Source organism: Acidocella sp. (genome assembly GCF_013044125.1).
Classification (GTDB): Bacteria; Pseudomonadota; Alphaproteobacteria; order Acetobacterales; family Acetobacteraceae; genus Acidocella.
The window spans coordinates 1-24,462 of record NZ_JABEVC010000082.1; the positions used below are offsets into that span (position 1 = coordinate 1).

A 24,462-nucleotide genomic window follows, 5' to 3' on the forward strand; every position below is an offset into this window, starting at 1 on the left:
ACGCCGAATGGATCAGATCCTTATCGAGCAGAATCAATCTAGCAAACTCGGCGATATCGAGATCGAAATTACCGCCGCGCCAGGGTGAACCGGAAAGCAATTCCGCGATTGTCGGCTGAGAATTTTTGTCAATAATCTCGGCGATGCGCGCTGGTGATTGAATGTCGATTACACCACCTGGGCCGAACAAGTCGTCTTGTCCGCCGAGCGCGGCTTCGGCGGCGTGCGCGTGATCAACGGCACCGTCCCATGGATCGGCGACAGTCTTTGTTTTCGAGCTCAGATCGTCAGAATCGTCAGACACAGCACCACCTTCATCATCCAGAGAAATTCAGATGATGACGCTGTTTAATGCGCGTCTGCCATGGCTTCAGTTCTTATCATCACCCCAGCCGACACAGCTAAGACGTACTTCAGAACCTAAGCCCGGCGACATTTGTTATGACCAATCGCTACAGGCTTCTACCGGGCTGAGCCTGCAGCTGTCACGACGGGCATGCCTGCCAATCGTCAAGGCCGTTTTAAGGCGGCCGATCATGGGTCGTATAAATGTTTAAATGTTGTTTTTGTCAATCATTATTTGCTGGCTGACGACCTTCGCTAAACCGGGCGTGGGTTGGATTCAGGCGGCCTGATCGGCTGTGATGGCCGGGGTTTGGGCCGTGAAGGCTTGGCCGGCCGCGGCCTGACCGGACGTCATGGCCTGGCGTAGCTCAGTCTGTTCGACCGCGGTCAGGAGCTCGGCGTCTTCGCGCCAGTCTCCAAGCAGGAGGTCATCGGCGGTCAGGCCGGCCTGGAAGAGGGCAGCAGCTAGATCCTCGACGGTGCCTCGCATGACCCGCTGGCCAGCAAGATCGGCCAGAAAAACCCCCTGGGTCAATTTATAGACGCTTGCCTTCATGGCCAGCCGATTAGCATGGGACCGGCGGCCGGGCCATAATCCTCATGGTGCCATTGATGGAGAATAGGCTATATTAATCTGGTCATGTTTGGAGCGCGCAATGCCGGAAATGATGATTAAAAGGGAGCCATTGCCGCCACCGACGCGGCGGGAAGCAGTCAGGTTTTCCCTTGCTTCGACCCGGATCGCGTGACAAGCTGTCAGCCAGGATATGGAGCAGCTCATGGATAAATGGGCCGATGGTACCATCACCGATGACGAGTTGATGCAGCAAACGGCATATCTGGCGACAGCGATGACGCGAGATTAATGCGGAAAAGCCGATGATCTTTCCGGAAATTCGAATGGATAATTTCGGCCTGAAATCGCACTTTGGGTTCCCCGGGGGAGGGATTGTCCCGCCCCACGGAACATCAGAATGGAGTTTAAAATGTCAAAATCACCTCGTTCGTCAGGGTCCGCAAAAAGCTCAATGACCACCGCCGCCGCGGCCCGGATCATGAGCGCCGGCGCCAAGGCAGGCAATGGTCAGACCAAGCCCGGCAGCTTCGAAGCCCGTGCACAATCCGCGGCCGCCAAGAATGCCGGTGCCGGACCAACTCCCCGCAAGGATTGATCCACCACACCACCAACAGGAGAGGTTGACCTAATACAGCTTCTCCTGTTCGCCTCCCAGGCGGTCCTGTCGGGCGGATCGTCTGGCCAGGTACGCCGGCCATGCTTCCTGCCCACCTTCTATATTGCGCCCTTGGTTGGCCAGTCTTTCGCGATGGCGGCTCCAGAACCGAAGATAATCATCGTCAGGAATAAGCACCTTATGCTCACCGCCGGCGGTCTCCGGTACCAGGAATTTTTCCCAGATGTGCGCCGCGGCAATCAAGGGGAATATATCGCCTACGCCGACATCGGACGATACTAGCATTTCGTCAATTTTATAAATCGTCAGATTCTCCAGGCCGGCACGAATGTTGACCAAATTCTGGTATTCGATCCCAGAAAAAATTTCCATCATCTGAGAGACTTTTGGCAGCCGTTCTGGCCAATCGCATTTACTACTTCGATGGACTAAACATGCCAGCAGGTCAATAAATAGGCTCATCGGTGTATCTACGACATCCCGAAAGCCGCGGTATCCATGTGGTATTTCTATTTCAGCGCCGCCAGTCAAATTGGTTGGTTTTATGGTCAGTGCAGGTTTTACCTGAGGCGCCAACGCCAAAAGCAAAGGGATTGGCTGAATCCGATCGAATCTCGCCGATACATACTCGATATCCCAGATGGCAACGACTGAGAGAATGATATTATACCTTATGCGTCCCAATACCAATTGCATATCATCCCAGGTTTCGGCCTTACTCCATTCCAAACGCATATCCCGATTTGTTGATGGACACTGCCAATAATCATCATCCAGCTCATCTAATGATAAAAGGTAATCCTTCAGGCCGGTCAAATCGTCAGGTCTATATAGACGGAAAAGGTCATCAGAAATTTTGTCAATCAACGTGGCTAATTTGATTGTTTCGGGGTAGGTCAGCATTTCTCGGTCTTGGGCCAGAAAGAACGAGTTCAATGGGCCAATTGAATCCTTGGCAGCTTGTATCAGATCGCTGGCGAGGGCGCGGGCTACCTGCTTAGGTATATCCAAAAAGCCTTCAGGTAATGCTTCGAAATACGAAACAGCCAGATTCACGGGATCTTGCCGTGTATTCTTGACTTTGCCGGTCAGCAGATTACGGACATTCTTTTCGTCGGCACCAAACTGTGCGGCCATGGATCTGCCGTCGATCTTCTGGTGGATTTCCAATATCCAATCGCTGAACACGATGTTGATCTCCGTTTTGGAATTCACCTTATTCCAACGCCTTCATTTGATGAAGCACCAAACCATTCCGATTTTTGTCAATGATAGCCATGCCGCGGTCATCATAGTAGGCACCAAGACGAACTGGTACTCCAAGGTGGGCATATATGGCAGATCGCAGATGTGCTTCGACCAGGTCGCCACCCATATTTTTCTGAATCGTTTCAAGTGTTATAAAAAAATGATCCCGATATAAATATAGTCGGGCAGCATGACCCGATGCCAACAATCCCATACCAGGCGACATGAATGCACGTCCCGCGATCTCAATGAAAGTATTCGCCCCTTTTTTTCGCAGATTGCTGTATTGATCATCGGTCAACCGCATAGGTGTTACTTTCCGCCCTTCATATCGTTCTAAACCTGGCGGATTTGTGCGAAGCAGAATTTCTAACAGCGCCGTCATGGTCCAACTGCCATGTGGTTGCACATCAAGAAGTGTGGCAGCCTCGGCCGTGATATGGACAAAGAGCAGCGGGCCGCTCCGGCGGATTGTCGTCGACGACTGAAAAAAGCCGCCGAGGTGAAAGTGCAGAACCTGCCAATCGTTGAACATCATGTCAGCACGATGATTGGTTTTATCTTTCCGGGTCTTCTCGCTCAACCATGGGCCGACATCGCCGCCAGCCTGCAGGACCATGCGGATTTGCTCGATGGCTGGATATTTGATCTGGTGAAGCTTCACCTCATGGGAGACGAATACACGCCGAGGCAGCCGTGGCACGCGCCTTGCCCGAAAATGGATCCAATTGACGAAATCAGCTTGGTAATCGCCGGTCGGTGAAACACCGAAATCGGCGGCTATTAGCCGTTCCAGATCCTTCTGGGTATCGTCGATCACCTTCAATGGACCATGCCTCCAGGCGCATGGTACCGAGGACGGGGGATTCACAGCAAGGAAGATCTGGTGCCGCAAGGAGTCGGCGACGGTCTCACCAAAAAAAATGCAGCCTTTTGCTCTGAGATGGACACGCCGGGATAACCCACTCATTTCACAATTGCGTCCCTGCCGGGCAATAAACCTGCCATGGGCCGGCTTTGATAATGTTGCCGCAGAACGTTACTATCGGCCATGTCTGATCTGCCCCCTCCTGGAGCCCGAACCTCCCCTTCCACGGCCCGCAACCGTGGACCCATCCTTTCAGTTTTGCAGCCGCGCCTTCCGGAGACCGGTCTGGTCCTTGAAATTGCAGCGGGTACCGGAGAGCACGCCATCTATAATGCCGCGGCCATGCCGGGCCTCCAATGGCAGCCTACCGATCCGAACCTCGAGGCATTGGCCAGCATAGCCGCCTGGCGGGATCATGCCGACCTGCCGAACCTGTTGCCTCCGCTCCGTCTGGATGCTGCTGAGCCGGATAGCTGGCCGGTTAAGCGGGCTGACGCGATCGTCAATATCAATATGATCCATATTTCCCCCTGGACTGCGACCCAGGGGCTAATGAAGGGTGCCAACCAGTTGCTTCCGACAGGCGGTCTGCTTTTGCTGTACGGCCCTTATCTGGAGCCTGACGTCGAGACGGCGCCGTCTAACCTGGCATTTGATCAGAGCCTCAAGGATCGCAACCCGGCCTGGGGCATTCGCCATCTGGATGACGTCACGGCGCTTGCGGCTCGGCATGGCCTGGATTTGGCAGAACGTGTAGCCATGCCGGCCAACAACCTCGTTCTGGTCTTGAGGAAGAAGTGAGCTTGGGTGTTCTCCGCCAGTCGGTGCCAAGGCGCGGCCAAACCGTCCGATATCGGCCAGAGTGGGCCGAAAGCTGTCGATCTGCTTCCGGTAGGTGACGGGGAAAAGCAGGCACTCTTATATGGGCAGGATTCCTGCAAATACCAGTTCAACCGAGCACCTCGACCGCCTGCCATCAGGCGATCATTAGCAGGCATTACCTATAGTCTGGGTCAATCCCTTTACCCCTACAAATACAAACGACATCTCGCCCTCACACGATCGCAGACAATCGTAAAACTCCTTGACAGAGGTTCAACTGTTCCAATGTAAAGACGAGTTTAGCTAGGGTCAAAAGCACAGCGTACTTATATGCCATATTGTGCCTTCACCTCTGCCATGCATTTCGTATTTGTGATCTTGCTTCGCCCTGAAGCGGTAATCTCATCGGCTGAATGAAACGTTGTCCAAAGTCTCCTGAAGGTGGTGCGTTCAAGGGCAGGATCCCAGTCCGCTCGTGTTCTCCAATTGATAGCCCAGCGCTCGCACATTTTAACAAAGAGTTCTCGGTTAAGGGTTAAAACCAAAGTATTTATCACTGCCGCTATATCCTGCAATTGTGCATAGCGGATGACAATGCGAACTGGCTTAGCGTATCGGGGTACGTCCAACTGAACAGCGTTACGCCCCGGCAAAAGCCCGTCGGCGTGAACAATTCCATGTCGTATTAAACATACTCGCTCGTATTCATTTAGCAATATCTTGAATTTGGAATCTTCGAGCTTAATGGAAAGGTAATCTTTACACGCTCGGATTAGTTCATCGCCAGAGGCAAACGATGCGTGCTCGAAAGCGCTCCGGCTAAAACCTTCTTTCCCATGCCAAAGAAGGCCGCCTAAATTGATTTGCTTGGAAGCAGCTCCCGATTGTGCGACAGGGCAAAGTTCTATGCAGGCCGAGAGCACCGCTCGAAAATATGCTTCTGCAGCGGCAACCACGCCTAAAGCAAGTAAACGGCCGATGAAGCCATTCTCTTCAAGGCGTGGCTCGGTTCCATATTGTAGGATTTGTATAATGGATCGCCGGAACATATCAACCGGCGAAGGAAGGTCCTCCTCGCTTAACATGTCTGCGACAGAGCCTAGCCGCGAGCTAGGGGGCAGTGTGTTTGCATAATCAGCAATATCCGTCATTATGCTACGAATTCCTCGGCATAGTTGCTGATACGAGCTGCACGGATGGGGCCAATAAACGGAATACTTCTTAACTTCTGACGATCACTGTCCATTAAAATGTCCTTGATCGTCCTAATCTTTGAATGCTGTTTAATGCGAGAGATTATTTTCCCGCTGAGCGCCAAGACTGAAATATCCTGCTTCGTTAAATCGTCATATAACGAAGCGGTTTTAAGCTGGGCTCCGCAATTCTGACAGAAACGAGCGTTTTCACTCGCACGTTCAGCTCCACATGCCTGACAGTGCGGCAAAATCAGGCTGAATGGCGTCGAAGATTCGTTTGACGCGACTAGCGTGTCAGGTGAAATGCGTGGCCAAGCTTGATGCGTTTGCGCCGCAAACGCTTTTACAAATGCTGGTACGCTTTTCGTCCGGCGGCCGATCATTGCATTTTCCGTCACCAGGTCCCCGAAATGTACCAAATACAAATCGAACACGCCCTTCACGCCGCGGCTATTGGCTCCCGTCGGCATCATCAGCCCAGCATATTGAAGAAACCCAAATACCTTTTCCATTTCTGGAGTGATTGGTCTCTTCACGCCAATTTCACGAGCTTGGTTGTTTTCATCGCGGCTTCGGTTGTATTCTTTTAAAGTAGAAAGAATATTTTGATATATTCCATGACCAGTTTCGACAAAATGTTTATAAGCCGGAAGCTTATAAATGAGGGAGTCATAAACGCTATGAGACAATTCTCGACTCTGTTTTGCAACTTCCAGAAGTTTTCGACGATCTATGTTCCCTTTAAATCCGGGCTCGGCTTCCTCGTGATATATTGTACGCAACATATTTAGAAAAGAACGAGGTATTCCAAACGAGGCATACGCGAGAAAGTCTAACGCTTCTGGTGCAACCTTCAGACTTTTTGGTAAATCTCCATTGAATCGCTTCACAGCAAGGGATCGCATAAAATTCAAGTAGGCGCTGCTATCTGGTCTAGCCCATACGTCAATTTGTTCTGCATCATGCCCCACATGAAATGTGGGGGAGTGTGTCGTGATACCTGGATAAATTGCAGCTTTAGGTGAAATTTCCCGGCTCTTAATTTGCCTGAAGAATTCAAAAAAATCTTCCTGCTGGCGTGGTGAGAACGCGTGAGCTGCGTCGTCAAGAAGAAGGACACATCTAATAAGATTATTTTCCGAAAGAATGAGGGACACACTCTGGGAGAGACTCGCCATATTGTACAAATCGCCCGCCTTAGCAGCATCAACGTGACCGGCTTCTATAGCGCTAAGCATCGCGGTGATCTCTGTCTTTGGTGGCAGACCCTCCGGGAGCCGGTAGCGGTGAGACAGAGCTATAGCTTCATACAAGCCTTCGTAGATCTTCAAATTGAGCCAGAGCCGGAACCAAAATGTGGCATTCGGAGTATTTACATAAAGGGGCTCAAGTTTTAGTGAAATCTTGAAATTCACGTAGACAGGCAGCGTGTTCGAATCGACATCTCTAAGCAGTTGATAGAATGCCTTCAACATGAGTGTAGTCTTGCCGCAGCCTCTCGGACCTACCAAAAGCTTTGCTCCGCCGACCGAAAGTCGCCGCACGATGCTGTCTTCATCGGGCAATTCAGCGCTCAGGGTGGTAAACGCTGCTTCCTCTATATATTCGGCTTGTTCAACAAAATTGGCCTCCAGCGGCAGGTCCGCCTCGGCATTTTCTTCTAACCTTCCCACTCCTTACCCCCTTTTACCTCCATCCGCGCTGCCGAAACTGTCAATTAAGTCTATGCGTGTCAAATTTTGGAATCGGACATATTTGTCTATCAAGTGACATCCAAGTCTCGAAGAATATTGGGGTTCAGTCGTATTTCGGTTATCGAGCCCACGCTGTTGCTCGTATTCGATCGTTTGGGCGCTTGAGGCACGAAGCAATGATATGAGCTCAGCGGCCGCTTCACGGATTTCGCTGCGCCATTTCGCGCGCTCATTGGTGACGGTTTGTACCAGCACGGTCTTGGCATTGGTCTCAATTGTCGCGGTCGCGGGGATGTGCGCGAGTTCGAGGGCGTGTTTCTCTACGCGCCTTGCCTTGAGGTAGCTGATTAGGCTCCCTGCGAACGCGCCGACGGCGGTGATGGTGACGCCGATGGTTTTGTCGAACTTCAATGCGGCGATCGCGCCGGCCGCCGCGACTACGGTCGATGCGAGAACCCCGAAATCAACCCTCGTCAATGACATGTCTCCCCTCTGAACCTAAGGCGGGCGCCTGCCAGCCGGATACGACCAGCTTTACGCGCTTAAGGGCGCAGTACAAACGACGCCGCGAACGGCCCCTGTCCTGCCAGAAGCCGACGCTTAAGGGATGCGCCGGGAACGGCAGTAATATCCCGGGAGCGTCAAGGCACGCCATTTACTTTTGTTCGACTTGAATGGCGGGTTTCAGGAACGGCGCGCGAGTGCTTCTACGACCAGGTTGAGCGCAAACCAGCAGTAGAGGGCACAATTGGCTGGCGGCCACCACGGACGCTAAATCACCTTTAACAGCCTGCCGATCAGGGCCAGCGCGGCCAACACCATTACCAGGATCAAGACTCCAGATCCGTCTTCTCGATGTATTCCGCCGCGAATCAGGCTGAGGAGCGGACGGCTGTGGACCTGGCGCGTTTTCCGTGATGTCTTGACAGCGTTTGGCTTGGTGCGGCGTTCGTCAGGTTCGAGGCTCATGCCAAAGGGGCTCCCATTGGTCCTGTCTCAGTGAACCATAAAGCTGGCGGCGATTGTAGTGGTGGTGGGATATTCGGCTCAAGGAGAAATTGAATGCCTTTGGATGTCAGTGGCGGCGGTGGGAGGCGGCAGAGCTCGTTAAACGTGCTGGGGACCATGCTGGAGCCCTGTTCGTATGACCCTATCACCGGATTCTACCGCGATGGATGCTGTGCCACAGGGCCGGAGGATGCCGGCAGCCATACGGTTTGCGTTGAAATGACGGAGGCGTTCCTGGCCATCAGCAAGGCGCAGGGAAATGATCTCAGTACACCTCGGCCCGAATACGGGTTTGTCGGACTGAAGGCAGGTGACCGTTGGTGTCTGTGTGCACCACGATGGCATGAGGCTTTTCTGGCAGGGGCGGCGCCACGGGTTTTTCTCCGAGCCACCGAGATGGGTGCATTGCAGTGGTGCAGACTGGACGACCTGAATAAGTTCGCGGTAGATTTGGCCTAAGAGGTAGCGAGTGCGTCACAGTTATGCCGTTATGGCCGGCGCCGCATAATCAGTTAAGCGACACCGGCCAATATCATTCAGATAGATTTATTCCTCGCCGGCGGTTTCGTCAGCTGCCGGCGCAAGATCATCAGATTCATCCGGCACGACATCGCCCTTTGCGGCAGTCTTACGGCCACGCTGCTTCACGGGCTTTGCAGCAGCGGGCACTTCCGGTTTGGCGGGCTTTGCCTGGCCGCCCAGCTTCTTCTCCAGCTGCGCCACCGTTGCCGCCAATTCGGCAATCTGAGCCGCCGATACCTTGGCGGCCTTTACGGCTTCACGGCTCTTTGTACGCAATGTGACGATCGTATTTTGCGCCTTTTCCAACTGAGCCCGTAGCTCATCTTTGCTGACCACCGGCGCCTTGACCGCGGCTGGTTTCTTTACTGGAGCTGCGGCTTTGACAGCCTTGGTCGTTTTCTGCGCGGCAGGTTTACGGCCTGGCTTGGTCGTTTTGGCTGCAGGCTTGGTGGACTTCTTCGGTGCGGCTTTCGCCATGATTCGGCATTCCTTTATTGGATTCGCTATTTGAGTGTTGGCCAAACATTTCGTGCGAAATGTTGACGGGCATAGCCCATACAATAAGGAACAAAGATTGGAAACTATTTAGCGGAAGCATTTTGTTCGCAGACCTTATTCAGGAAGTCGACCATTCGTTGCTGCGGATTGCCGTAGCGTAGCCACGAACTCAGTGTACTGGGACGAATTCCAATATTTGGAATATCGCGTTCTGGTGTCTTCGAAGACAATTCTGCGTTGAATTGTCTAATAATGCCGGCGATGGTCATGCCGGAGTTACGAACCAGTTCCGTCACTTGCTCGGGCTCCATACGGGATCGTTCAAAGCCCTGCCTTCCAGACGCTGTTTGGCGAAATACCGCAATGATATCTACTTGGCATTCCTTCTCTGGAAGCAAGTCAGTGCAAACACTTCGGACGATCTGGATATCCACATAACTGTCGACAATAATGATGTCTGGTCTCGTGGAGTATATCAAATGTTCAATATACTCGGGTATCCAGTACTTTCTCGTCAAATCAAGAACGCGACGCTGCAATCGAGTTGCGCTTTCCTTTTCGAGACGCACGGTTTGCGAGAGTTCATCTGCTCGGACGAGACAGGTCTTCCAAATGATATTTGCCATAATAGTGATTCCTAAAGTTGTTAATGTTTTGGCGTATTGGTTGTTCGCACGCTAATTCACGCCCGGCGTGCCGCGCCATCATTGTCACACTCATATTCACGCTCCAGAGAATTCTCAGCCAGCGGGCATTCCCGGAGCGTTTCAATCATCACATGGCTGTCGATTACCCGTCGCATAATGGTCTTGAGCTTTTCGATTGACGCCACGGTCCGCATTTCAATATGAACGTCGGGATAATTCTCGACTTTATGAATTGTCAACAATGGCTGCAATCCGGCGATATGGCATCGACGTTCGAATTCGGATACATCTTGCCGGCATTCAGCGCGGAATGAGAAAATAGCCCCATGCTTGATCTCAAGGACATGCTGAACCATCGCCTGCTCAGTATCCCAAGCGTCGAAATCTGAAATCTCTGCCCATTCTTCATCGATATTCATTTTGTTCAATCCCACTATAGATTATCCTTGTTTAGTATTACGGTAGTCTGACCGTATCTGGTTTATCGGCATACCAGAAACCATTCATCATCTCAGCTTCACCGGCGGAGCCAGTGGATCAATCTCCATTCGTCTCACAAATTCATGTACCGCTGCCGCTGGCCAACCAGATGCCCGCCCGCCTTTCCGCAGCTTGACTGGGCGCGGAAGTTCGCCATTTTTCACAAGCGTATATATATAGCGTCTCGATCTGAGTCCCGTCATGACGAGAACTTCGGGCATCCGCATGATACGGATTGCTTCATCGGTCTGTGTGAGCTGTGGTGTGAGTTGATGGGATTTGCTGGACATAATCCAGCGTTAATCGCCCCGAATCCTTGAAGTCAATTTTTTTCGTGTTTTCGATCTGCGCGTCAAGTACATGGTGTTTCCGATATTTTATCTAACAAAATTTTTGCAAATTTTTGTTCAAAAAGCAGACCTTAAATTACGCCCCCCTTTCGTCAGCCGCTTCTTTCTGCTGGACGATATGATCAAGCCAGTCCGCCAAAATCTGGAATGCGCCGCCAACTTCCTGAGTGTATCGAGCTTTGTTATAAATGCCGGCCAGGCCGGAGTGGATGTCTTTATGATTCAGTGCAGCCTCGACCACAAAGGGCGCGACGCCCCTTCTGCCCATGATTGTTGCCGCAGTTCGACGAAGATCATGCCGCGTCCAATTGTACACCCCAGCCTTTGTTTGAATTTGCTTTGCCACACGGTCCCACTGATCAACCGGATTACCTTTACGATTGGCGAAAATTAGGTCGTCGGGTTTTGGATTCGCTGGACGGATTTCTGCCAGCAGCGCCTGGGCTTCAATAGATAGAGGAATGACATGTTCAGTTTTGCTCTTGAGCTTACGTTTAACGCCCTTTTCCTGCGCCAGCTCTTTAACTTGCTTCCGCGTCGGAATGGTCCATTCACTTCCATCATCGCTGATCTCGCCCCATTTGGCGCCACAGGTCTCATCAAGGCGTGTGGCAGTCAGAAGGATAAAGCGGAGGGCGGCGGCGTGCATGCTGGGCTTCTTACGGCTCTTGAAGGTCTTCAGGACGGGCAGCAGCTTGGCCAGCTCATCGTCAGACAGAAACCGTTCACCCTTGGCCACCGGCCGCGGCTGATCCAGTATGGCCGTGTCCATGGCCACAAGATTTCGTTTGCCGGCCCATTTCAGGACTGGCCGGATATACCGGACTGCTGCGCTGGCGGTGCCACCGGACTTCCAATTATCAGCGGCGAGTTGGAGATCGACTCTGGTCACTTCTGAGGCCGGCCGGTCGTATAGAGTGCCAAAAACGAGTTTGATGCGCTTCTCATAGCTCTCCCAGCCATCCTTGGCCTTCGCAATATCGGTCTTGCCATAGTGATCGTTAATGACCCCTCTCAGCGTGACCGCCGGGGCAGGGGGGTTCTTGGCTGCCTCACGCTTGTCCTGACGGGCTTGGTTCGGGTCCTCACCTTGTTCCCGGACTTTGTATCTGGTGGTCTCAGCGAGGCGCCTGGCCGCTGCAATACCAATCGTCGGATACTCACCCAAATTGTACCTGACCAGCTCGCCGGACTGATCGCGGAGCTGGACTGACCAGACCGCCTTGCCGTCCTTCAGGGGACGGATCCGCAGCCCCTTTGTCGAAGGGTCAACCAGCTCAGCGCGGGCACCGCCGCCACCGTAGATTTTGATGGCGGACGAGATTGCCGAGTCTGTCAGTTTGGTGCGGTCTGCCGCCTTCACTTTTGGCGTGGTCTTCACGACCCTCTGAGGCTTGGGATCGCCTGCAGGGGCATCCCCCATACTAATACGAAGAGGAGCGGGAGGCGGTCGGGCAACGCATGATTGGCTGGTCATTGCAATTCTATTCCACACCGAAAAGCTGAAAGTCACGCTTTTCGTGATTCAGCGCCTTCCTGGGGGTCAGTCAAATCTCTGGGGGTCATCTGGGGGTCAAAAAAGCCGCGACATCCGCGCTCGTTGGAGCTCGTTAGAGCTCACTAAGCCAAATGGCACCCCCGGATTGTGAGGGGCTAAGCCATTGATATAATGTTGACAATTTCAATTTTTGCTAGGGTTCTGCTGGTAGCGGCGGAAGGATTTGAACCTCCGACCAAGGGATTATGATTCCCCTGCTCTACCGCTGAGCTACGCCGCCATGCAGTGCAGCAGCGGGGTAATGCGATGGCGCGGAGAAGTCAATGCGGATAAAACAGAGCTGAATTTTGCAGTTGCCCGCTTGCCTTCTTGGAGGGGCGGCGATGCCGGAGAAATGGTGATGGAGACGCGGATGCGGCTGATTCTGGCGAGCGGCTCGCCGGCGAGGCAGGCGATGTTGCGCCAGGCCGGGCTGGTTTGCCGGGTGGTGCGGCCTGATGTGGACGAGTCGGCCCTGAAGCGGAGGTTTGCGGGCGAGGTGCCGGCGCTGGCGCTGACCCTGGCCGCCGCCAAGGCCGCCCGGGTGGCGGCGGATGAGCCGGGTGCGCTGGTGATCGGGGCAGACCAAGTGCTGGAGTGCGAGGGAGAGGTTTTTGACAAGCCCGGCGGCATGGCCCAGGCGGTGGCGCAACTGCGGCGCCTGCGCGGGCGGGCGCATACGCTGGTGACGGCGGTTTGCGTGTATGAGGGTGAGCGGATGGTATGGTCCGACGTGGCGCGGGCGCGGCTGAGCATGCGGGCGCTCTCGGATGAATTTATTGCGGCGTATTTGCAGGCCGAGGGTGAGGATGTGCTGGGTTGCGTGGGTGTGTACCGCTTGGAAGGGCTGGGGGCGCAGCTGTTTTCGGCCATCGAGGGGGATTTTTTCACGATTCTGGGGTTGAACCTGCTGCCTTTGCTCGGATTTTTGCGCGCGGCGGGGGCGATTCGGGCGTAGATTCCTGGGCGGCGTCCAGGAGTTTGTGCATGGCGGTGACGGTTTGCGGGTCCAGGTCGCGTAAGGCGCGGGCGATGCGGTTGCCGAGCGCGGTTTGTTCGGGTGTCAGCCCGGCGGTATGGAGTTTCAAGCGGGGCCGGGAGAGTTTGGCCAGGGCTTTCAGCTCGTCGGCGTCGTCCCAGATGAGGCCGAGGTAGGAGCATATCTGGTGGATCAGCCCGGAGCCGGGGGCGCCGCGGCGGCCGTGTTCAAGTGCTGAGAGGTAGGCGGGGGAGACTTCCAGGGCGGTGGCCATGTCGCGTTGCAGGATGCCGCGTTCGGTGCGCAGGCATCGAAGTTTTTCACCAAAGGGGGTCATGCGCGCAGGCGGCGGAGCAGGATGCGCACCGAGCCGGTGTTGGCGGCGTGCGGGTGGGCGATGGCCAGGATGAGCGGGCGCAGCGAGGGGGCGTTGAGCCAGTACGGCAGCTCGCGCGAGAGGATCTCGCCTTTGCCGGTGATGATCTCGATGCAGCGGAGCTGGCTGGAATAGGAGCGCTCGATGAAATGAATGACCGCGTGATGCGCGCGCGCGGCGGTGTGGCCGTGCAGGTCCAGCCGCTGAACGGCGCGGATTTTGCCGGTAGCGAATTTTTTCCAGGTGGATTTGTCGAGGCCGGTGGGGGTGGTGTCCAGGCTGATATAGGGGGCGTGGCCGGCTGGGGCGCGCGGTTTGAGCGGTGCCGGGTCTGGTGCGGGGGCGGTTTGGGCTAAGGGTTCGGGCTCCACGGGCAGGCGGGTTTTGCCGGGCATCAGGCGTGAGAGCGTCTGGCTGTAGGCCGCCCAGAGCTTCATATCCGCCGCGGAGAGTGCTTTAGCCCTGGCCATCGAGGATCAGGATATGCAGGCGGCGCGGGCCGTGGGCGCCCAGTTCCAGGGTTTGCTCGATGTCGGCAGAGCGCGAGGGGCCGGTGATGAGCATGACGTTGCGGGGGAGGGAGGCTTCGGCGCGCAGGAGGTCGAAGGCGTCCTCATAGCTTGCGGTGATGCGTGCGGCGGGGAGTAGGACGAGAGAATTATCAGGCAGGATGTTGTTGGTGGTGGGCGTTTGCGGGCCGGAGGGCAGGAGCAGGGTGCCGGTTTCGGCGATGCCGGCGAAGGCGAGGGTGAGGCAGGTGGACTCGGCGGGTAGGGCGGTGCCGGAGCGGATTTGCAGGGCCGGGGTGGCGGCGAAGGGGATGGCCCGCAGCGCCGGGTGCGGCGAGATGGTGAGGGTGGGCGGCAGGTGCAGCCGGGCCAGATAGGCGGCGATGGCGGCGGGGATTTCCGCCGGGGCGGCGAGATGCGCCACGGTGGCGAACTCGCGTTCGGCCTGATTGGTGAACAGGGCGATGCGGCCGGGGAGGTCCAGCTGGCCCCGCGCTGGGATGAGGCCGCGCGGGTGGGTTTTGAGGCGGCTGGTGAGCATGGCCTGCTGGTCTGCGGGCAGCGGGCCGCGCTTGAGGCCGCGCCGGATGGCTGAAAGGATGGCGGTACGGCTCATTGGTTGCGTGCCTTTTGGCGAGCGGCGTATTGCGCGAAGAAGGTGTCGCCCTCGGGGGCGGGGAAGTCGCGGGTTTTGGTCCAGGCGCTGGCGAAGGGGAGCCAGGTGAAGCGGCCTTGTTTGTGCCCCATGAGGCTAAGGCCAAGGGCGGCGGCGCGGGTGGCTGCGCGGTAGAGTGCGGGACGTTTGGCGAACCAGGCCCAGATGGCCAGGCCGTAGCGCTGGGCGGGCGGGGAGAGATGGCGCTCGAATTCACGCTCACGCCAGTGGCGCATGAGGTTGGGCAGGGGGATTTTGACTGGGCAGACACTCTCGCATTTGCCGCAGAAAGTGCTGGCATTCGGCAGGTTTCCGGCGGTCTCGATGCCGGAGAGCATGGGGGTGAGCACCGCGCCCATGGGGCCGGGGTAGATGGAGCCGTAGGCGTGGCCGCCGATGGCGCCGTAGACCGGGCAATGGTTCATGCAGGCGGCGCAGCGGATGCAGCGCAGCATGTCCTGAAATTCGGTGCCGGCCATGGCGGAACGGCCGTTATCGAGCAGGACGGCATGGTATTCCTGCGGGCCATCGGTGTCAGCGGCGCGGCGGGGGCCGGTGGAGAAGGTGGTGTAGACCGACATCTCCTGCCCCGTGGCGGAGCGGGCGAGGACGCGCAGCAGGGTTAGCGTGTCCTCAATGGTGGGGACCACTTTTTCGATGCTGGTGACCACGATATGCACGCGCGGCAGGGTTTGGGTGAGGTCTCCGTTGCCCTCGTTGGTGACGATGACGCTGGTGCCGCTCTCGGCGATGAGGAAGTTGGCGCCGGTGATGCCGGCATCGGCGGTGAGGAATTTTTCACGCAATTTGCCACGCGCCTCGGTGAGGAGGTCCCGGCGCTCCCGGAAAACACGATCCGCCGGGAGGTCCGCATGGGATTTGCGGAAACTTTCCTCCCAATCCTCGCGGTTGAGGTGGAAGGCGGGGGCGATGATGTGGCTTGGGGTCTCGCCGCGCAGTTGCAGGATGTATTCGCCGAGGTCGGTCTCGACCGGGGTGATGCCGTTGGCTTCAAGGAAGGGGTTGAGGGCGATTTCCTCGGTGACCATGGATTTGCCCTTGGTCACGGTTCTGACTCCCGCCGTTTGGCAGATTTTCAGGACCGCGGCGCGGGCGTCCTGCGCGGTTGAGCACCAGTGGACGGTGCCGCCTGAGGCTTCCACCGCCGCCGCGTAGATTTCCAGATAGAAATCCAGATGGGCGATGGTGTGGTCCTTGATGTTTTTGGCGGCTTCACGCAGCGCCTCGAACTCGGGCAGGAGATCTATCGCGGCTTGGCGCTTTTTGGCGAAATGGGGCTTCGCGCGGGCCAGCGCGCGCTGCAGCCCGGCATTGCCGATTGCGCTTGTGGCGTTCTCCTTAAAGGCCGCGAGGCTTTGCAACATCAACACTCTCCATTGGGTGCCGATATTGAGTCAGATTGCCTCGTGGGTCCAGATGGTAAAGCTCTCCAGCGTGTTGGGGCCGAAGGTGGTGGAGATGGCGACATCGGTGGCGTCGCGCCCGTGGGCGATGAGCACGCGGCCTAGGCGGGGCTTGTTGTTGCGCGGGTCGAACATGTGCCAAGCGCCGCCCAGATAGGCTTCGAACCAGCCGGCGAAATCGCCCGCGGAATAGGGCGGGGGCTCGCCGATGTCGCTCAGGTAGCCGGTGCAGTAGCGCGCGGGAATGTTGAGGCAGCGGCAGAAGGTGAGGGCCAGATGCGCGTAGTCGCGGCAGACGCCGGTGCCCTCGTTATAGGCTTGCAGGGCGGTGCGGGTGGCGCGGGCCTTCATGTAGTCGAACTTGATATGGTGATGCACGAAGTCGCACACCGCCTGCACGCGCGCCCAGCCGGGCGGGGTGGCGCCGAAGAGTTTCCAGGCGGTTTCGCTCAGCTCGTCGGTCTCGCAATAGCGGCTGCCGAGCAGGAACAGGAGTGTTTCGTCCGGCAAATCCTGTACCGCGTGTTGCACGGCCTGCGGGAAAACGGGGTCTGGCAGGCCGGAATCGGCCACCGTGCCGGCACTGGCGATGCGCACGCGCCCGGCGGGGGCGGCCAGCCGGGTGCACCAGTTGCCGAAGCTGTCCCGGTAGGAGGTGCGGGGCACGCTGGGGGTGATGGTCATGACGTCGGGGACCAGAATGTCCGGCGCGCGGGTGTAGTGGACACCCAGGAGCAGGACCATCGGAGTCGGTTGCGGAAATTGATAGATGAGTTCGTAGCCGACGGCGATTTTCAAACGATTAGCCCCTTCCGGCCGTGTCGGCCGCCTGATTGTCTTACAGCAAAGCGGCGGTGGGGATACCGCTATGGGGGCGGGCGCTTGAAAAAAGCCTCGGCGGCGTTGCGGTGGGCCTGTTTGGCGGCAATGGCCGTTTTGACGCGGGCGATCTCGGCGTGCAGATCGCCGATATAGGCTTCCAGCTCATCCACCCCGAGCTTATCCAGCACCGGGGGAACTAGAAGTTTTTTTGACGGGCGAGGGAGGTCTTCTTCAGGATTTGTCATAAAACGATCTTGACCGATGGGTAGCGTGGGTTCCATACCCCGCGCAAGGTTAACTTGCGAACAGCAAGAGAACAGTTGTGTCCGTTCCAGGCCAGCCGGCCTGCGGCGTTAAAAGGTATTTGAATCATGTCCCTACCCCTGATGCCCAAAGCTACCGCAGTTTGGTTGATTGACAAGACGGCGCTGACCTTCGAGCAGATTGCCGATTTTTGCGGCATGCACCCGCTGGAGATCCAGGCGATTGCCGACGGCGAGGTGGCGCAAGGAATCAATGGCTACGATCCGGTGGCCAACAAGCAGGTGACGGCCGAGGATATCGCGCGGTGCGAGAAAAACCCGGCGCTGCGGCTCAAATTGCTGGCGGCGGCGGACCCGCACCCCAAAAAGGGCAAGGGCGGGCGCTATACCCCCGTGGCCAAGCGCAACGACCGCCCGGATGCGATTGCATACCTGCTCCGCAACTATCCGCATCTGACCGATGCACAGATTATCAAGCTGCTGGGCACGACCAAGGATACCATCCACAAGATCCGGGAGCGCTCGCATTGGAACAGCAGCAATATCAAGCCGCGTGACCCGGTGATTCTGGGGCTGTGCAAGCAGTCTGACCTGAATGATGCCGTGGCGGCAGCCAATGAGCGCCTGACCCGTGAGGGCCAGACTCCGCCGCCGCCGCCGGCGCCCTCAACCGAAGCGGCCTGAGGCAGGCCTGACAAACATAAGGCGGCACAATGGCCGCCTTATGTTTTATGCGATTTTGGGGTTTATTGCGTTTTTAGGCGCTCGATTTGTTCCTTTAGCCGCAATTTCTCGACTTTCATGCGGGCCAGAACCGAATTGTCCGGGCTTGGGCGGCTGTCTTCCGCGGCAATCTTGTTTTCCAGATTGGCGTGCCGCCCCTTCAAGGCGTCGAGATGCGATTGCAGGTTCATAGTGCCTCCAAAATAGGTTGCCATAGCATAGCCGGAGCTGCCCATCCGGGTGAACGCCGGGAATATCAGGCTAATCCCGTTGCCACGGGATTGTCATCTAAAATTTTGGCTAAATTTTCCGGTTTCCGGTTTGCGAAAATCCCTCTATTGCTCGCGCCATGTTGACAGACAAAGACAATCTGCTCCGCCGGTTGCATGCCCTGCGCAGTGAGCACCGGGATTTGGATACCGTGATCGCCCGTGTCACCGAGCAGGGGCCGCTCGACCAGTTGCAGGTGCAGCGGCTGAAGAAGCGCAAGCTGGGGTTGAAGGATGAAATTTCGCGGCTGGAGAGCCGGTTGATTCCGGACCGCACGGCATGAGCCAGGCTTTGGTGGGGATTATCATGGGCAGCAAGTCCGACTGGCCCGTGATGCAGCATGCGGCCGAGATGCTGGAGCGGCTGGGGGTGGCTTATGAAGCCAGGGTGGTATCGGCGCACCGCACGCCCAAGCGGCTGTATGATTATGCCACCAGCGCGCAGGCGCGGGGGCTGAAGGTGATTATCGCGGGTGCCGGCGGGGCCGCGCATTTGCCGGGCATGGCGGCTTCGATGACCATTTTGCCCGTGCTGGGGGTGCCGGTGGCGGCCACCGCGTTGCAGGGGCAGGATGCGCTGCTGAGCATCGTGCAGATGCCGGGGGGAATCCCGGTGGGGACGCTCGCGATCGGCAAGCCGGGAGCGATTAACGCCGGGTTGCTGGCGGCGTCGATATTGGCGCTCTCCGACCCGGAATTAAGCGCGCGGGTGGCGGCGTTGCGGGCGGAGCAAACGGCTGGCGTGCCGGAGTCCCCGTTCGAATGAGGCTGGCTCCGGGGGCGGTGATTGGGATTATTGGCGGCGGGCAGCTTGGGCGGATGTCCGCCATGGCGGCGGCGCGGCTGGGGTATCTGACGCATATATTCTCGCCCGAGGTGTTTGGGCCGGCGGCGCAGGTGGCGGCTTATAACACCGTGGCGGATTATACCGACCAGGCGGCGTTGCGGCGGTTCGCCGAGGCTGTGGATGTGGTGACGTTTGAGTTCGAGAATATTCCGGCGGAGAGTTTGGCGCTACTGGCGAGCCTGAGGCCGGTGCGGCCGGGCCCGGGGGTTTTGGCGGTGAGCCAGGACCGGCTGCTGGAGAAGCGGTTTTTGAACGATGCCGGGATTGCGACGGCGCCCTGGGTGGCAGTGCATGACGAGGCGGAGCTGGCGGCGGCGGTGGCTGAACTGGGGTTGCCCGCGGTGCTGAAGACGACGCGGCTGGGCTATGACGGCAAGGGGCAGGCGATGCTGCGCGCGCCCGAGGACATGGCGGGGGCATTTGCCACGCTGGCACCGAAGCCGCTGGTGCTGGAGGGATTTGTGGATTTTGCCGCGGAAATTTCAGTGATGGTGGCGCGCGGGGTTGATGGCGCGATCGTGGCGTTTGACGCGGTGGAGAATAAGCACAAGCAGCATATTCTGGACCTGACCTATGCGCCGGCGCCGCTGCCGTTGGACCTGCTGGAAGAAGCGGGGGCGATTGCGCGCAGGGTGGCGGAGAGGCTGGAACTGGCCGGGTTGCTGGGCGTGGAGATGTTCGTGACCTCAACCGGCGGGCTGCTGGTGAATGAGATCGCGCCGCGGCCGCATAATTCCGGGCATTGGACGATTGATGCCTGCGGGTGCAGCCAGTTTGAGATGCATGTTCGCGCAGTGGCGGGGCTGCCGCTGCCGCCGGCGGTGCGCCATTCCGATGCGGTGATGAAGAATCTGGTGGGGCCGGAGGATATGGCGCTGTGGCCGGAGATTTTGGCGGCGCCGGGGCTGATTGCGCACCATTACGGCAAGACCGAAGCGCGGCCGGGCAGGAAAATGGGGCATTTTACCCGGTTGTTTCCCAAGGGCGGGTTGCCGGGTGCCTTTGGGATCGAGGATGCGATCAGCTTGGAATGAGGGGGGCTGGGTGGGCTTGTGCAAACGCCCGCGCGGGGACCAGATTATCCATGAAGCGTTGCGTGCAGGCGGTCCATGAGTAGGTCTGGGCATGCGGGCGGCAGGCCGCGCGGTCTATTGCCAGGGCGTCTAGCGCGGCTTTTTGTAAATCCTCGTTCAGCGCGCCGACGGGGATGGCGGCTTCGCCCAGAATGTCCATGGGGCCGGTGACCGGGTAGGCGGCGACGGGCAGGCCGCAGGCGAGGGCTTCGAGAATCACCAGGCCGAAGGTGTCGGTTTTGGAGGGAAAGACGAAGACATCCGCCCCGGCATAAGCGGCGGCGAGGCCTGCGCCATGGCGCGCGCCGGCGAAATGCGCGTTGGGATAATCACGCTCCAGGGCTTTGCGTTGCGGACCGTCACCGACGATGAGTTTGGTGCCGGGAAGCTCAAGGTCCAGAAAGGCGGGCAGGTTTTTTTCTATCGCGACGCGGCCGACATAGGCGAAAATCGGGCGCGGAAGATTCCAGTTTTCTTTTGGTTCGGGCTGGAATGCTTCAAGGTCAACACCGCGTGACCAGAGGCGGACATCGCGAAAGCCACGGGCGGTGAGTTCGTTGCGCAGCGATTGCGTGGCGACCATGACGCCGGAGCTTGCGCCATGGAACCAGCGCAGCCAGGCATAGGTGAGGCGCAGCGGTATTTTTATGCGTGCATGCAGGTATTCGGCAAAGCGTGTATGAAAGGCGGTGGTGAAGGCGATTTTGCGGCGCCGTGCGTAGGTGCGGGCGGCTATGCCGAGCGGGCCCTCGGTGGCGATGTGCAGCGCGTCGGGGGCGAAATTGTCGATCAGATTCTCCAGCCGGCGGCGTGGAAAAACAGCGAGGCGGATTTCCGGGTAGGATGGCATCGGCACGGAGAAGAATTGATCCGGCCCGATGATTTCGACGATATTGCCCATGGCGCGCATTTCCTGCGCGATCATGCGCAAGGTGCGGACCACGCCGTTAACCTGCGGCTCCCATGCGTCGGATACGATGAGGATGCGGCGCAGACCAGGAAACGCGAGCAGCGGCTTAGGCTCCGGCAGACAGGGCGCGCGTGGATTCGGACGTGCGCGGCAGGGAGGCGATTTCCGCCGCGAAGTTTTCCAGGACAGCGGATTTTGAGGCGCTGGCCTTGGTGCTGGCGCTGCTGAGCAACGAGAGCTTGTTGCGGGCCACCCAGTCCACGAGTTCGAGCCTGCCGTCGGGGTGTTCCACCAGGGCGGTGCAGCTTTCCACCCAGTCGCCGTCGTTAAGGTACATGATGCCGTTGACCATGCGCATTTCAGCGTGGTGGATGTGGCCGCAGACCACGCCGTCGAACCCGCGGCCGCGGGCATCATCAGCGAGTGCGCCCTCGAAACGATCAATCGCTTTGACAGCTTCCTTTACCTGCAGCTTGAGCCAGGCGGAGAGCGACCAGTAAGGATAGCCGAGTTTTACACGGATGTTATTGAAATAGCGGTTGACGCCAAGCGCCACTGTGTAGGCCCAGTCACCCAGCAAAGCGAGGATTTTGGCGTGGCGGACCACGGAGTCGAAGGCGTCGCCATGGGTGATGAGGAGGCGTTTGCCGTCAGCGGTGGTGTGCTCGGCCTCCATCTGCATTTTTACGCCGCAGACCTCCACGCCGAGGGGGATGTATTTACGCATCATCTCGTCATGATTGCCGGGGATGTAGATGATATTCGTGCCGCCGCGGGCCGCGCGCAGGATGAGGCGCAGAACTTCGTCGTGGTGGTGGTCCCAGAACCAGGAGCGGCGCAGGCGCCAGCCGTCGATAATGTCACCAACGAGAAAAAGATTGTCGCATGTTACCGATTTGAGGAAATCGGCGAGGAATTCGGCGCGGCAGCCGCGCGTGCCGAGATGCGTGTCGGAGATGAAAACACTGCGATACGAAGTCGTATTCACATGGCGGGCGGGCGCTGTTGCGTTCATGACTCAGGCAATAGGCCGGGAGCGCGTGCCGCAAACAGTGAAGTTTCCATGACTCAGGCTGGAAGTTTTTGAAAACAAGGTATCATGATTATGTCATGGCATGGTCATTCCAGTGACACATGAGCGCGGCAGAAGGGGAGTTTACTCTGGTCTGCCGGGGATTTTGTGATGTTGGTTATTTTTAATCCGGTAGCGGGCCGCAGGCGGGCGGCGGCGTTGTGGCATGTGCTGGATCTGCTGGTTGAAAACGGGGTTATGGTGGAGGTGGCTGAGACCCGCCATGCCGGGCACGCAACCGAGCTGGCGCGCGCGGCGGCGTGCGAGGGGCGTGCCATGGTTGTGGCGGCGGGAGGCGATGGCACCATCGCGGAGGTGGCGAACGGGCTGCTGGGCAGCAATACGGCGCTGGGGGTGATCCCGCTGGGCACGGCGAATGTGCTGGCCAAGGAGTATGGCCTGTCCACCAGCCCGCGCGCGATTGCCAACGCGCTGGCCTACCGGCGCACCCGGCTGCTCTGGCCGGGGGTGGCCAGGATTTTGGGGCACGAGCATGTGTTTGTGCAGATGCTCGGGCTGGGGTTTGATGGCGCGGTCGTGCGCGGGCTGCCGCCGCTGCTCAAACGCGCCATTGGCCGGGGGGCGTATGTTTGGCAGTCGCTTTGGGAGTCGGTGGCGTACGGCTTCCCGAAGTTGCGGCTGAGCGTTGATGGCCGGGATTATGAGGCGGCCAGCGTGGTGGTGACCAAGGGGCGGCTCTATGGCGGGCCCTATATGCTGGCGCCCAATGCCGCCTCCACGGCGCCGGGTTTTCAGGTGGCGCTGTTCGAGACGCCGGGAACACTGGCGGCCCTGCTCACAGGCGCCGCGCTGCCGCTGGGGTTGTTGCCGCGCTGCCCGGGGGTGCGGGTGATCGCGGGTAGCCATATTGATTTTTTGCCGGAGAACGGCGTGATTATGGCGCAATCCGACGGGGATGCCCTGGAGGGCACGCCGGCCTGTATTGTGGATGCCAGTTGCCCGATTGCGTTGATCGTGGGGTAGGGTTGCGGCGCAGGGGTTGAGGCCGCTCCGGCGAAGGGATAAGGGGGGGACGCAAATTCACGGAGACAAAGATATGAAAACCCCCGTTCGCGTTGCCGTTACCGGTGCTGCCGGTCAGATTGGTTATGCTATCCTGTTCCGCATCGCCAATGGCGATCTGCTTGGCAAGGACCAGCCGGTTATCCTGCATCTGCTCGACCTGCCGGTGGCGCAGAAGGCGCTGAACGGTGTGATCATGGAACTGAAGGATTGCGCCTTCCCGCTGCTGGCCGGCGTGGTGCCGAGCGATGACCCGAATGTGGCGTTCAAGGATGTCGATATCGCCATTCTCATCGGTTCGCGCCCGCGCGGCCCCGGCATGGAGCGCCGCGACCTGCTGGCCGCCAATGCCGAGATCTTCAAGGTGCAGGGCAAGGCGCTCAACGATGTCGCCAAGCGCTCGGTTAAAGTGCTGGTTGTGGGCAATCCAGCCAATACTAATGCTTATATCGCCATGAAGTCCGCGCCGGACCTGCCCAAGAGCGCGTTCACCGCGATGCTGCGGCTCGACCATAACCGTGCGGTCTCGATGCTGGCGGAAAAGGCCGGGGTTGCGGTTGCGGATATCGAGAAGGTCGCGGTGTGGGGCAATCATTCGCCCACCATGTATGCCGATTACCGTTTTGCCGCGGTGGGGGGCGAGTCGCTCCCGGCCAAGATCAACGATGAGACCTGGTATCGTGAGACCTACCTCAGCGCTGTCGGCAAGCGTGGCGCCGCCATTATCGAGGCGCGCGGCTTGTCTTCAGCCGCTTCCGCCGCCAATGCCGCGATTGATCATGTGCGCGACTGGGTGCTGGGCACCAATGGCAAATGGGTTTCCATGGGCATCCCCTCCGATGGCTCCTACGGCGTGCCTGAGGATGTGATGTTCGGCGTGCCTGTTATCTGCGAGGGTGGCGCGTACAAGCGGGTTGAAGGCCTGCCGGTCGATGAGTTCTCCAAGGGCCGTATTCAGCACACGCTGAACGAGCTGCTGGAAGAACGTGAGGCGGTTGCCGCGCTGCTCGGCTAGTACCCTGCGTCATTCATGACGCAGGGTACTGCGCGCGGGTTGGTGGGCGGCGCGCGCTAAATATGACGCTAGTGGGACACGGCATTTTCAATGA

32 protein-coding genes and 1 tRNA gene are annotated in these 24,462 nt (G+C 58.1%); 10 read left to right on the plus strand and 23 right to left on the minus strand.

Annotation, left to right across the window (positions count from 1 at the left end; all coding sequences use genetic code 11):
• Window positions 1-304: hypothetical protein (locus HKL97_RS04905; protein WP_291423032.1), on the minus strand; the 304-nt coding region annotated here is incomplete at its 3' end.
• Between the two features lie 318 nt (window positions 305-622).
• A complete protein-coding gene (locus HKL97_RS04910; protein ID WP_291423033.1) occupies window positions 623-901 on the minus strand; it encodes a hypothetical protein in 279 nt (92 codons plus the stop codon).
• Window positions 902-1,373: 472 nt separating this feature from the next.
• Here HKL97_RS04910 and HKL97_RS04915 point away from each other — a divergent pair, with 472 nt between their 5' ends.
• Window positions 1,374-1,517: a hypothetical protein gene (locus HKL97_RS04915; protein WP_291423034.1), complete on the plus strand. Its 144-nt coding sequence runs from the start codon at window positions 1,374-1,376 to the stop codon at window positions 1,515-1,517.
• A 30-nt stretch (window positions 1,518-1,547) separates the two neighbouring features.
• Here HKL97_RS04915 and HKL97_RS04920 read toward each other — a convergent pair whose 3' ends face one another.
• Both HKL97_RS04920 and HKL97_RS04925 read right to left on the minus strand, forming a co-directional pair.
• A complete protein-coding gene (locus tag HKL97_RS04920) occupies window positions 1,548-2,753 on the minus strand; it encodes a hypothetical protein (protein WP_291423035.1) in 1,206 nt (401 codons plus the stop codon).
• Between the two features lies 1 nt (window position 2,754).
• On the minus strand, window positions 2,755-3,612 hold the full coding sequence (locus HKL97_RS04925) for a hypothetical protein (RefSeq protein ID WP_291423036.1): 858 nt from the start codon (window positions 3,610-3,612) through the stop codon (window positions 2,755-2,757).
• Window positions 3,613-3,837: 225 nt separating this feature from the next.
• Between HKL97_RS04925 and HKL97_RS04930 the strand changes: the two genes are divergently transcribed.
• A complete protein-coding gene (locus HKL97_RS04930) occupies window positions 3,838-4,455 on the plus strand; it encodes a DUF938 domain-containing protein (RefSeq protein WP_291423037.1) in 618 nt (205 codons plus the stop codon).
• A 347-nt stretch (window positions 4,456-4,802) separates the two neighbouring features.
• Here HKL97_RS04930 and HKL97_RS04935 read toward each other — a convergent pair whose 3' ends face one another.
• The 4 genes from HKL97_RS04935 to HKL97_RS04950 form a co-directional block, all read right to left on the minus strand.
• On the minus strand, window positions 4,803-5,627 hold the full coding sequence (locus HKL97_RS04935) for a hypothetical protein (protein WP_291423038.1): 825 nt from the start codon (window positions 5,625-5,627) through the stop codon (window positions 4,803-4,805).
• Window positions 5,627-7,345, minus strand: coding sequence for a zinc ribbon domain-containing protein (locus HKL97_RS04940; RefSeq protein WP_291423039.1), 1,719 nt, complete (start codon window positions 7,343-7,345; stop codon window positions 5,627-5,629). Before HKL97_RS04940 ends, HKL97_RS04935 begins: the two co-directional genes overlap by 1 nt.
• A gap of 3 nt (window positions 7,346-7,348) precedes the next feature.
• Window positions 7,349-7,849 (minus strand): hypothetical protein, encoded by a 501-nt coding sequence (locus HKL97_RS04945; protein ID WP_291423040.1) that lies wholly within the window; start codon window positions 7,847-7,849, stop codon window positions 7,349-7,351.
• Window positions 7,850-8,137: 288 nt separating this feature from the next.
• Window positions 8,138-8,335 carry a hypothetical protein gene (locus tag HKL97_RS04950; protein WP_291423041.1) on the minus strand — a complete coding sequence of 66 codons (198 nt, stop codon included), beginning with the start codon at window positions 8,333-8,335 and terminating at the stop codon, window positions 8,138-8,140.
• 93 nt (window positions 8,336-8,428) lie between these two features.
• Between HKL97_RS04950 and HKL97_RS04955 the strand changes: the two genes are divergently transcribed.
• On the plus strand, window positions 8,429-8,833 hold the full coding sequence (locus tag HKL97_RS04955) for a DUF2237 family protein (protein WP_291423042.1): 405 nt from the start codon (window positions 8,429-8,431) through the stop codon (window positions 8,831-8,833).
• A gap of 87 nt (window positions 8,834-8,920) precedes the next feature.
• On the opposite strand, the gene HKL97_RS04960 is transcribed toward HKL97_RS04955, so the two are convergent.
• The 6 genes from HKL97_RS04960 to HKL97_RS04980 form a co-directional block, all read right to left on the minus strand.
• The gene (locus HKL97_RS04960; protein WP_291423043.1) at window positions 8,921-9,373 is read right to left on the minus strand and encodes a hypothetical protein; all 453 of its coding nucleotides are present in this window, start codon (window positions 9,371-9,373) and stop codon (window positions 8,921-8,923) included.
• 104 nt (window positions 9,374-9,477) lie between these two features.
• The gene (locus tag HKL97_RS04965) at window positions 9,478-10,020 is read right to left on the minus strand and encodes a hypothetical protein (RefSeq protein ID WP_291423044.1); all 543 of its coding nucleotides are present in this window, start codon (window positions 10,018-10,020) and stop codon (window positions 9,478-9,480) included.
• 56 nt (window positions 10,021-10,076) lie between these two features.
• Window positions 10,077-10,460, minus strand: coding sequence for a hypothetical protein (locus HKL97_RS04970; RefSeq protein WP_291423045.1), 384 nt, complete (start codon window positions 10,458-10,460; stop codon window positions 10,077-10,079).
• A gap of 87 nt (window positions 10,461-10,547) precedes the next feature.
• The gene (locus tag HKL97_RS13650) at window positions 10,548-10,811 is read right to left on the minus strand and encodes an AlpA family phage regulatory protein (RefSeq protein WP_363238394.1); all 264 of its coding nucleotides are present in this window, start codon (window positions 10,809-10,811) and stop codon (window positions 10,548-10,550) included.
• A gap of 136 nt (window positions 10,812-10,947) precedes the next feature.
• A complete protein-coding gene (locus HKL97_RS04975) occupies window positions 10,948-12,252 on the minus strand; it encodes a tyrosine-type recombinase/integrase (RefSeq protein ID WP_291423046.1) in 1,305 nt (434 codons plus the stop codon).
• Window positions 12,253-12,574: 322 nt separating this feature from the next.
• Window positions 12,575-12,649, minus strand: a tRNA-Met gene (locus HKL97_RS04980).
• 120 nt (window positions 12,650-12,769) lie between these two features.
• On the opposite strand from HKL97_RS04980, the gene HKL97_RS04985 reads away from it, so the two are divergent.
• The gene (locus tag HKL97_RS04985; RefSeq protein WP_291423047.1) at window positions 12,770-13,366 is read left to right on the plus strand and encodes a nucleoside triphosphate pyrophosphatase; all 597 of its coding nucleotides are present in this window, start codon (window positions 12,770-12,772) and stop codon (window positions 13,364-13,366) included.
• On the opposite strand, the gene HKL97_RS04990 is transcribed toward HKL97_RS04985, so the two are convergent.
• The 6 genes from HKL97_RS04990 to HKL97_RS05015 all read right to left on the minus strand — a co-directional run bounded on the left by HKL97_RS04990 (window position 13,296) and on the right by HKL97_RS05015 (window position 17,418).
• Window positions 13,296-13,724 (minus strand): helix-turn-helix domain-containing protein, encoded by a 429-nt coding sequence (locus HKL97_RS04990; RefSeq protein WP_291423048.1) that lies wholly within the window; start codon window positions 13,722-13,724, stop codon window positions 13,296-13,298. The genes HKL97_RS04985 and HKL97_RS04990 overlap by 71 nt on opposite strands.
• Window positions 13,721-14,233, minus strand: a complete 513-nt coding sequence (locus HKL97_RS04995; protein ID WP_291423049.1) for a Smr/MutS family protein — start codon at window positions 14,231-14,233, stop codon at window positions 13,721-13,723. Before HKL97_RS04995 ends, HKL97_RS04990 begins: the two co-directional genes overlap by 4 nt.
• Window positions 14,220-14,888: an LUD domain-containing protein gene (locus HKL97_RS05000; RefSeq protein WP_291423050.1), complete on the minus strand. Its 669-nt coding sequence runs from the start codon at window positions 14,886-14,888 to the stop codon at window positions 14,220-14,222. The genes HKL97_RS04995 and HKL97_RS05000 overlap by 14 nt, the downstream gene beginning before the upstream one ends.
• Complete coding sequence (locus tag HKL97_RS05005) at window positions 14,885-16,312, minus strand: lactate utilization protein B (RefSeq protein ID WP_291423052.1); 1,428 nt, start codon at window positions 16,310-16,312, stop codon at window positions 14,885-14,887. Before HKL97_RS05005 ends, HKL97_RS05000 begins: the two co-directional genes overlap by 4 nt.
• 30 nt (window positions 16,313-16,342) lie before the next feature.
• On the minus strand, window positions 16,343-17,149 hold the full coding sequence (locus HKL97_RS05010; protein ID WP_291423054.1) for a transglutaminase family protein: 807 nt from the start codon (window positions 17,147-17,149) through the stop codon (window positions 16,343-16,345).
• A gap of 68 nt (window positions 17,150-17,217) precedes the next feature.
• Window positions 17,218-17,418 (minus strand): DUF1192 domain-containing protein, encoded by a 201-nt coding sequence (locus HKL97_RS05015; RefSeq protein WP_291423056.1) that lies wholly within the window; start codon window positions 17,416-17,418, stop codon window positions 17,218-17,220.
• Window positions 17,419-17,544: 126 nt separating this feature from the next.
• Between HKL97_RS05015 and HKL97_RS05020 the strand changes: the two genes are divergently transcribed.
• Window positions 17,545-18,120 carry a DUF1013 domain-containing protein gene (locus HKL97_RS05020; protein WP_291423058.1) on the plus strand — a complete coding sequence of 192 codons (576 nt, stop codon included), beginning with the start codon at window positions 17,545-17,547 and terminating at the stop codon, window positions 18,118-18,120.
• Window positions 18,121-18,182: 62 nt separating this feature from the next.
• Here the strand turns inward: HKL97_RS05020 and HKL97_RS05025 are convergent, their stop codons facing one another.
• Window positions 18,183-18,350, minus strand: coding sequence for a YdcH family protein (locus tag HKL97_RS05025; protein ID WP_291423060.1), 168 nt, complete (start codon window positions 18,348-18,350; stop codon window positions 18,183-18,185).
• A 158-nt stretch (window positions 18,351-18,508) separates the two neighbouring features.
• Here HKL97_RS05025 and HKL97_RS05030 point away from each other — a divergent pair, with 158 nt between their 5' ends.
• Genes HKL97_RS05030 through HKL97_RS05040 form a run of 3 tightly spaced genes read left to right on the plus strand, consistent with a single transcriptional unit; the run spans window position 18,509 to window position 20,309 of the window.
• Entirely contained in the window at window positions 18,509-18,712 is a 204-nt protein-coding gene (locus tag HKL97_RS05030; RefSeq protein WP_284259634.1) for a YdcH family protein, read from the plus strand.
• Window positions 18,709-19,194 carry a 5-(carboxyamino)imidazole ribonucleotide mutase gene (purE, locus tag HKL97_RS05035; protein WP_291423065.1) on the plus strand — a complete coding sequence of 162 codons (486 nt, stop codon included), beginning with the start codon at window positions 18,709-18,711 and terminating at the stop codon, window positions 19,192-19,194. The genes HKL97_RS05030 and purE overlap by 4 nt, the downstream gene beginning before the upstream one ends.
• Window positions 19,191-20,309 (plus strand): 5-(carboxyamino)imidazole ribonucleotide synthase, encoded by a 1,119-nt coding sequence (locus tag HKL97_RS05040; RefSeq protein ID WP_291423067.1) that lies wholly within the window; start codon window positions 19,191-19,193, stop codon window positions 20,307-20,309. The genes purE and HKL97_RS05040 overlap by 4 nt, the downstream gene beginning before the upstream one ends.
• Here HKL97_RS05040 and HKL97_RS05045 read toward each other — a convergent pair.
• Window positions 20,296-21,291: a glycosyltransferase family 1 protein gene (locus tag HKL97_RS05045; protein ID WP_291423069.1), complete on the minus strand. Its 996-nt coding sequence runs from the start codon at window positions 21,289-21,291 to the stop codon at window positions 20,296-20,298. The genes HKL97_RS05040 and HKL97_RS05045 overlap by 14 nt on opposite strands.
• A 73-nt stretch (window positions 21,292-21,364) precedes the next feature.
• Entirely contained in the window at window positions 21,365-22,273 is a 909-nt protein-coding gene (locus HKL97_RS05050; protein WP_291423070.1) for a UDP-2,3-diacylglucosamine diphosphatase, read from the minus strand.
• Window positions 22,274-22,441: 168 nt separating this feature from the next.
• On the opposite strand from HKL97_RS05050, the gene HKL97_RS05055 reads away from it, so the two are divergent.
• Window positions 22,442-23,314 (plus strand): diacylglycerol kinase family protein, encoded by an 873-nt coding sequence (locus HKL97_RS05055; RefSeq protein ID WP_291423072.1) that lies wholly within the window; start codon window positions 22,442-22,444, stop codon window positions 23,312-23,314.
• A 73-nt stretch (window positions 23,315-23,387) separates the two neighbouring features.
• Window positions 23,388-24,368 carry a malate dehydrogenase gene (locus tag HKL97_RS05060; RefSeq protein WP_291423074.1) on the plus strand — a complete coding sequence of 327 codons (981 nt, stop codon included), beginning with the start codon at window positions 23,388-23,390 and terminating at the stop codon, window positions 24,366-24,368.
• Window positions 24,369-24,462: the final 94 nt, after the last annotated feature.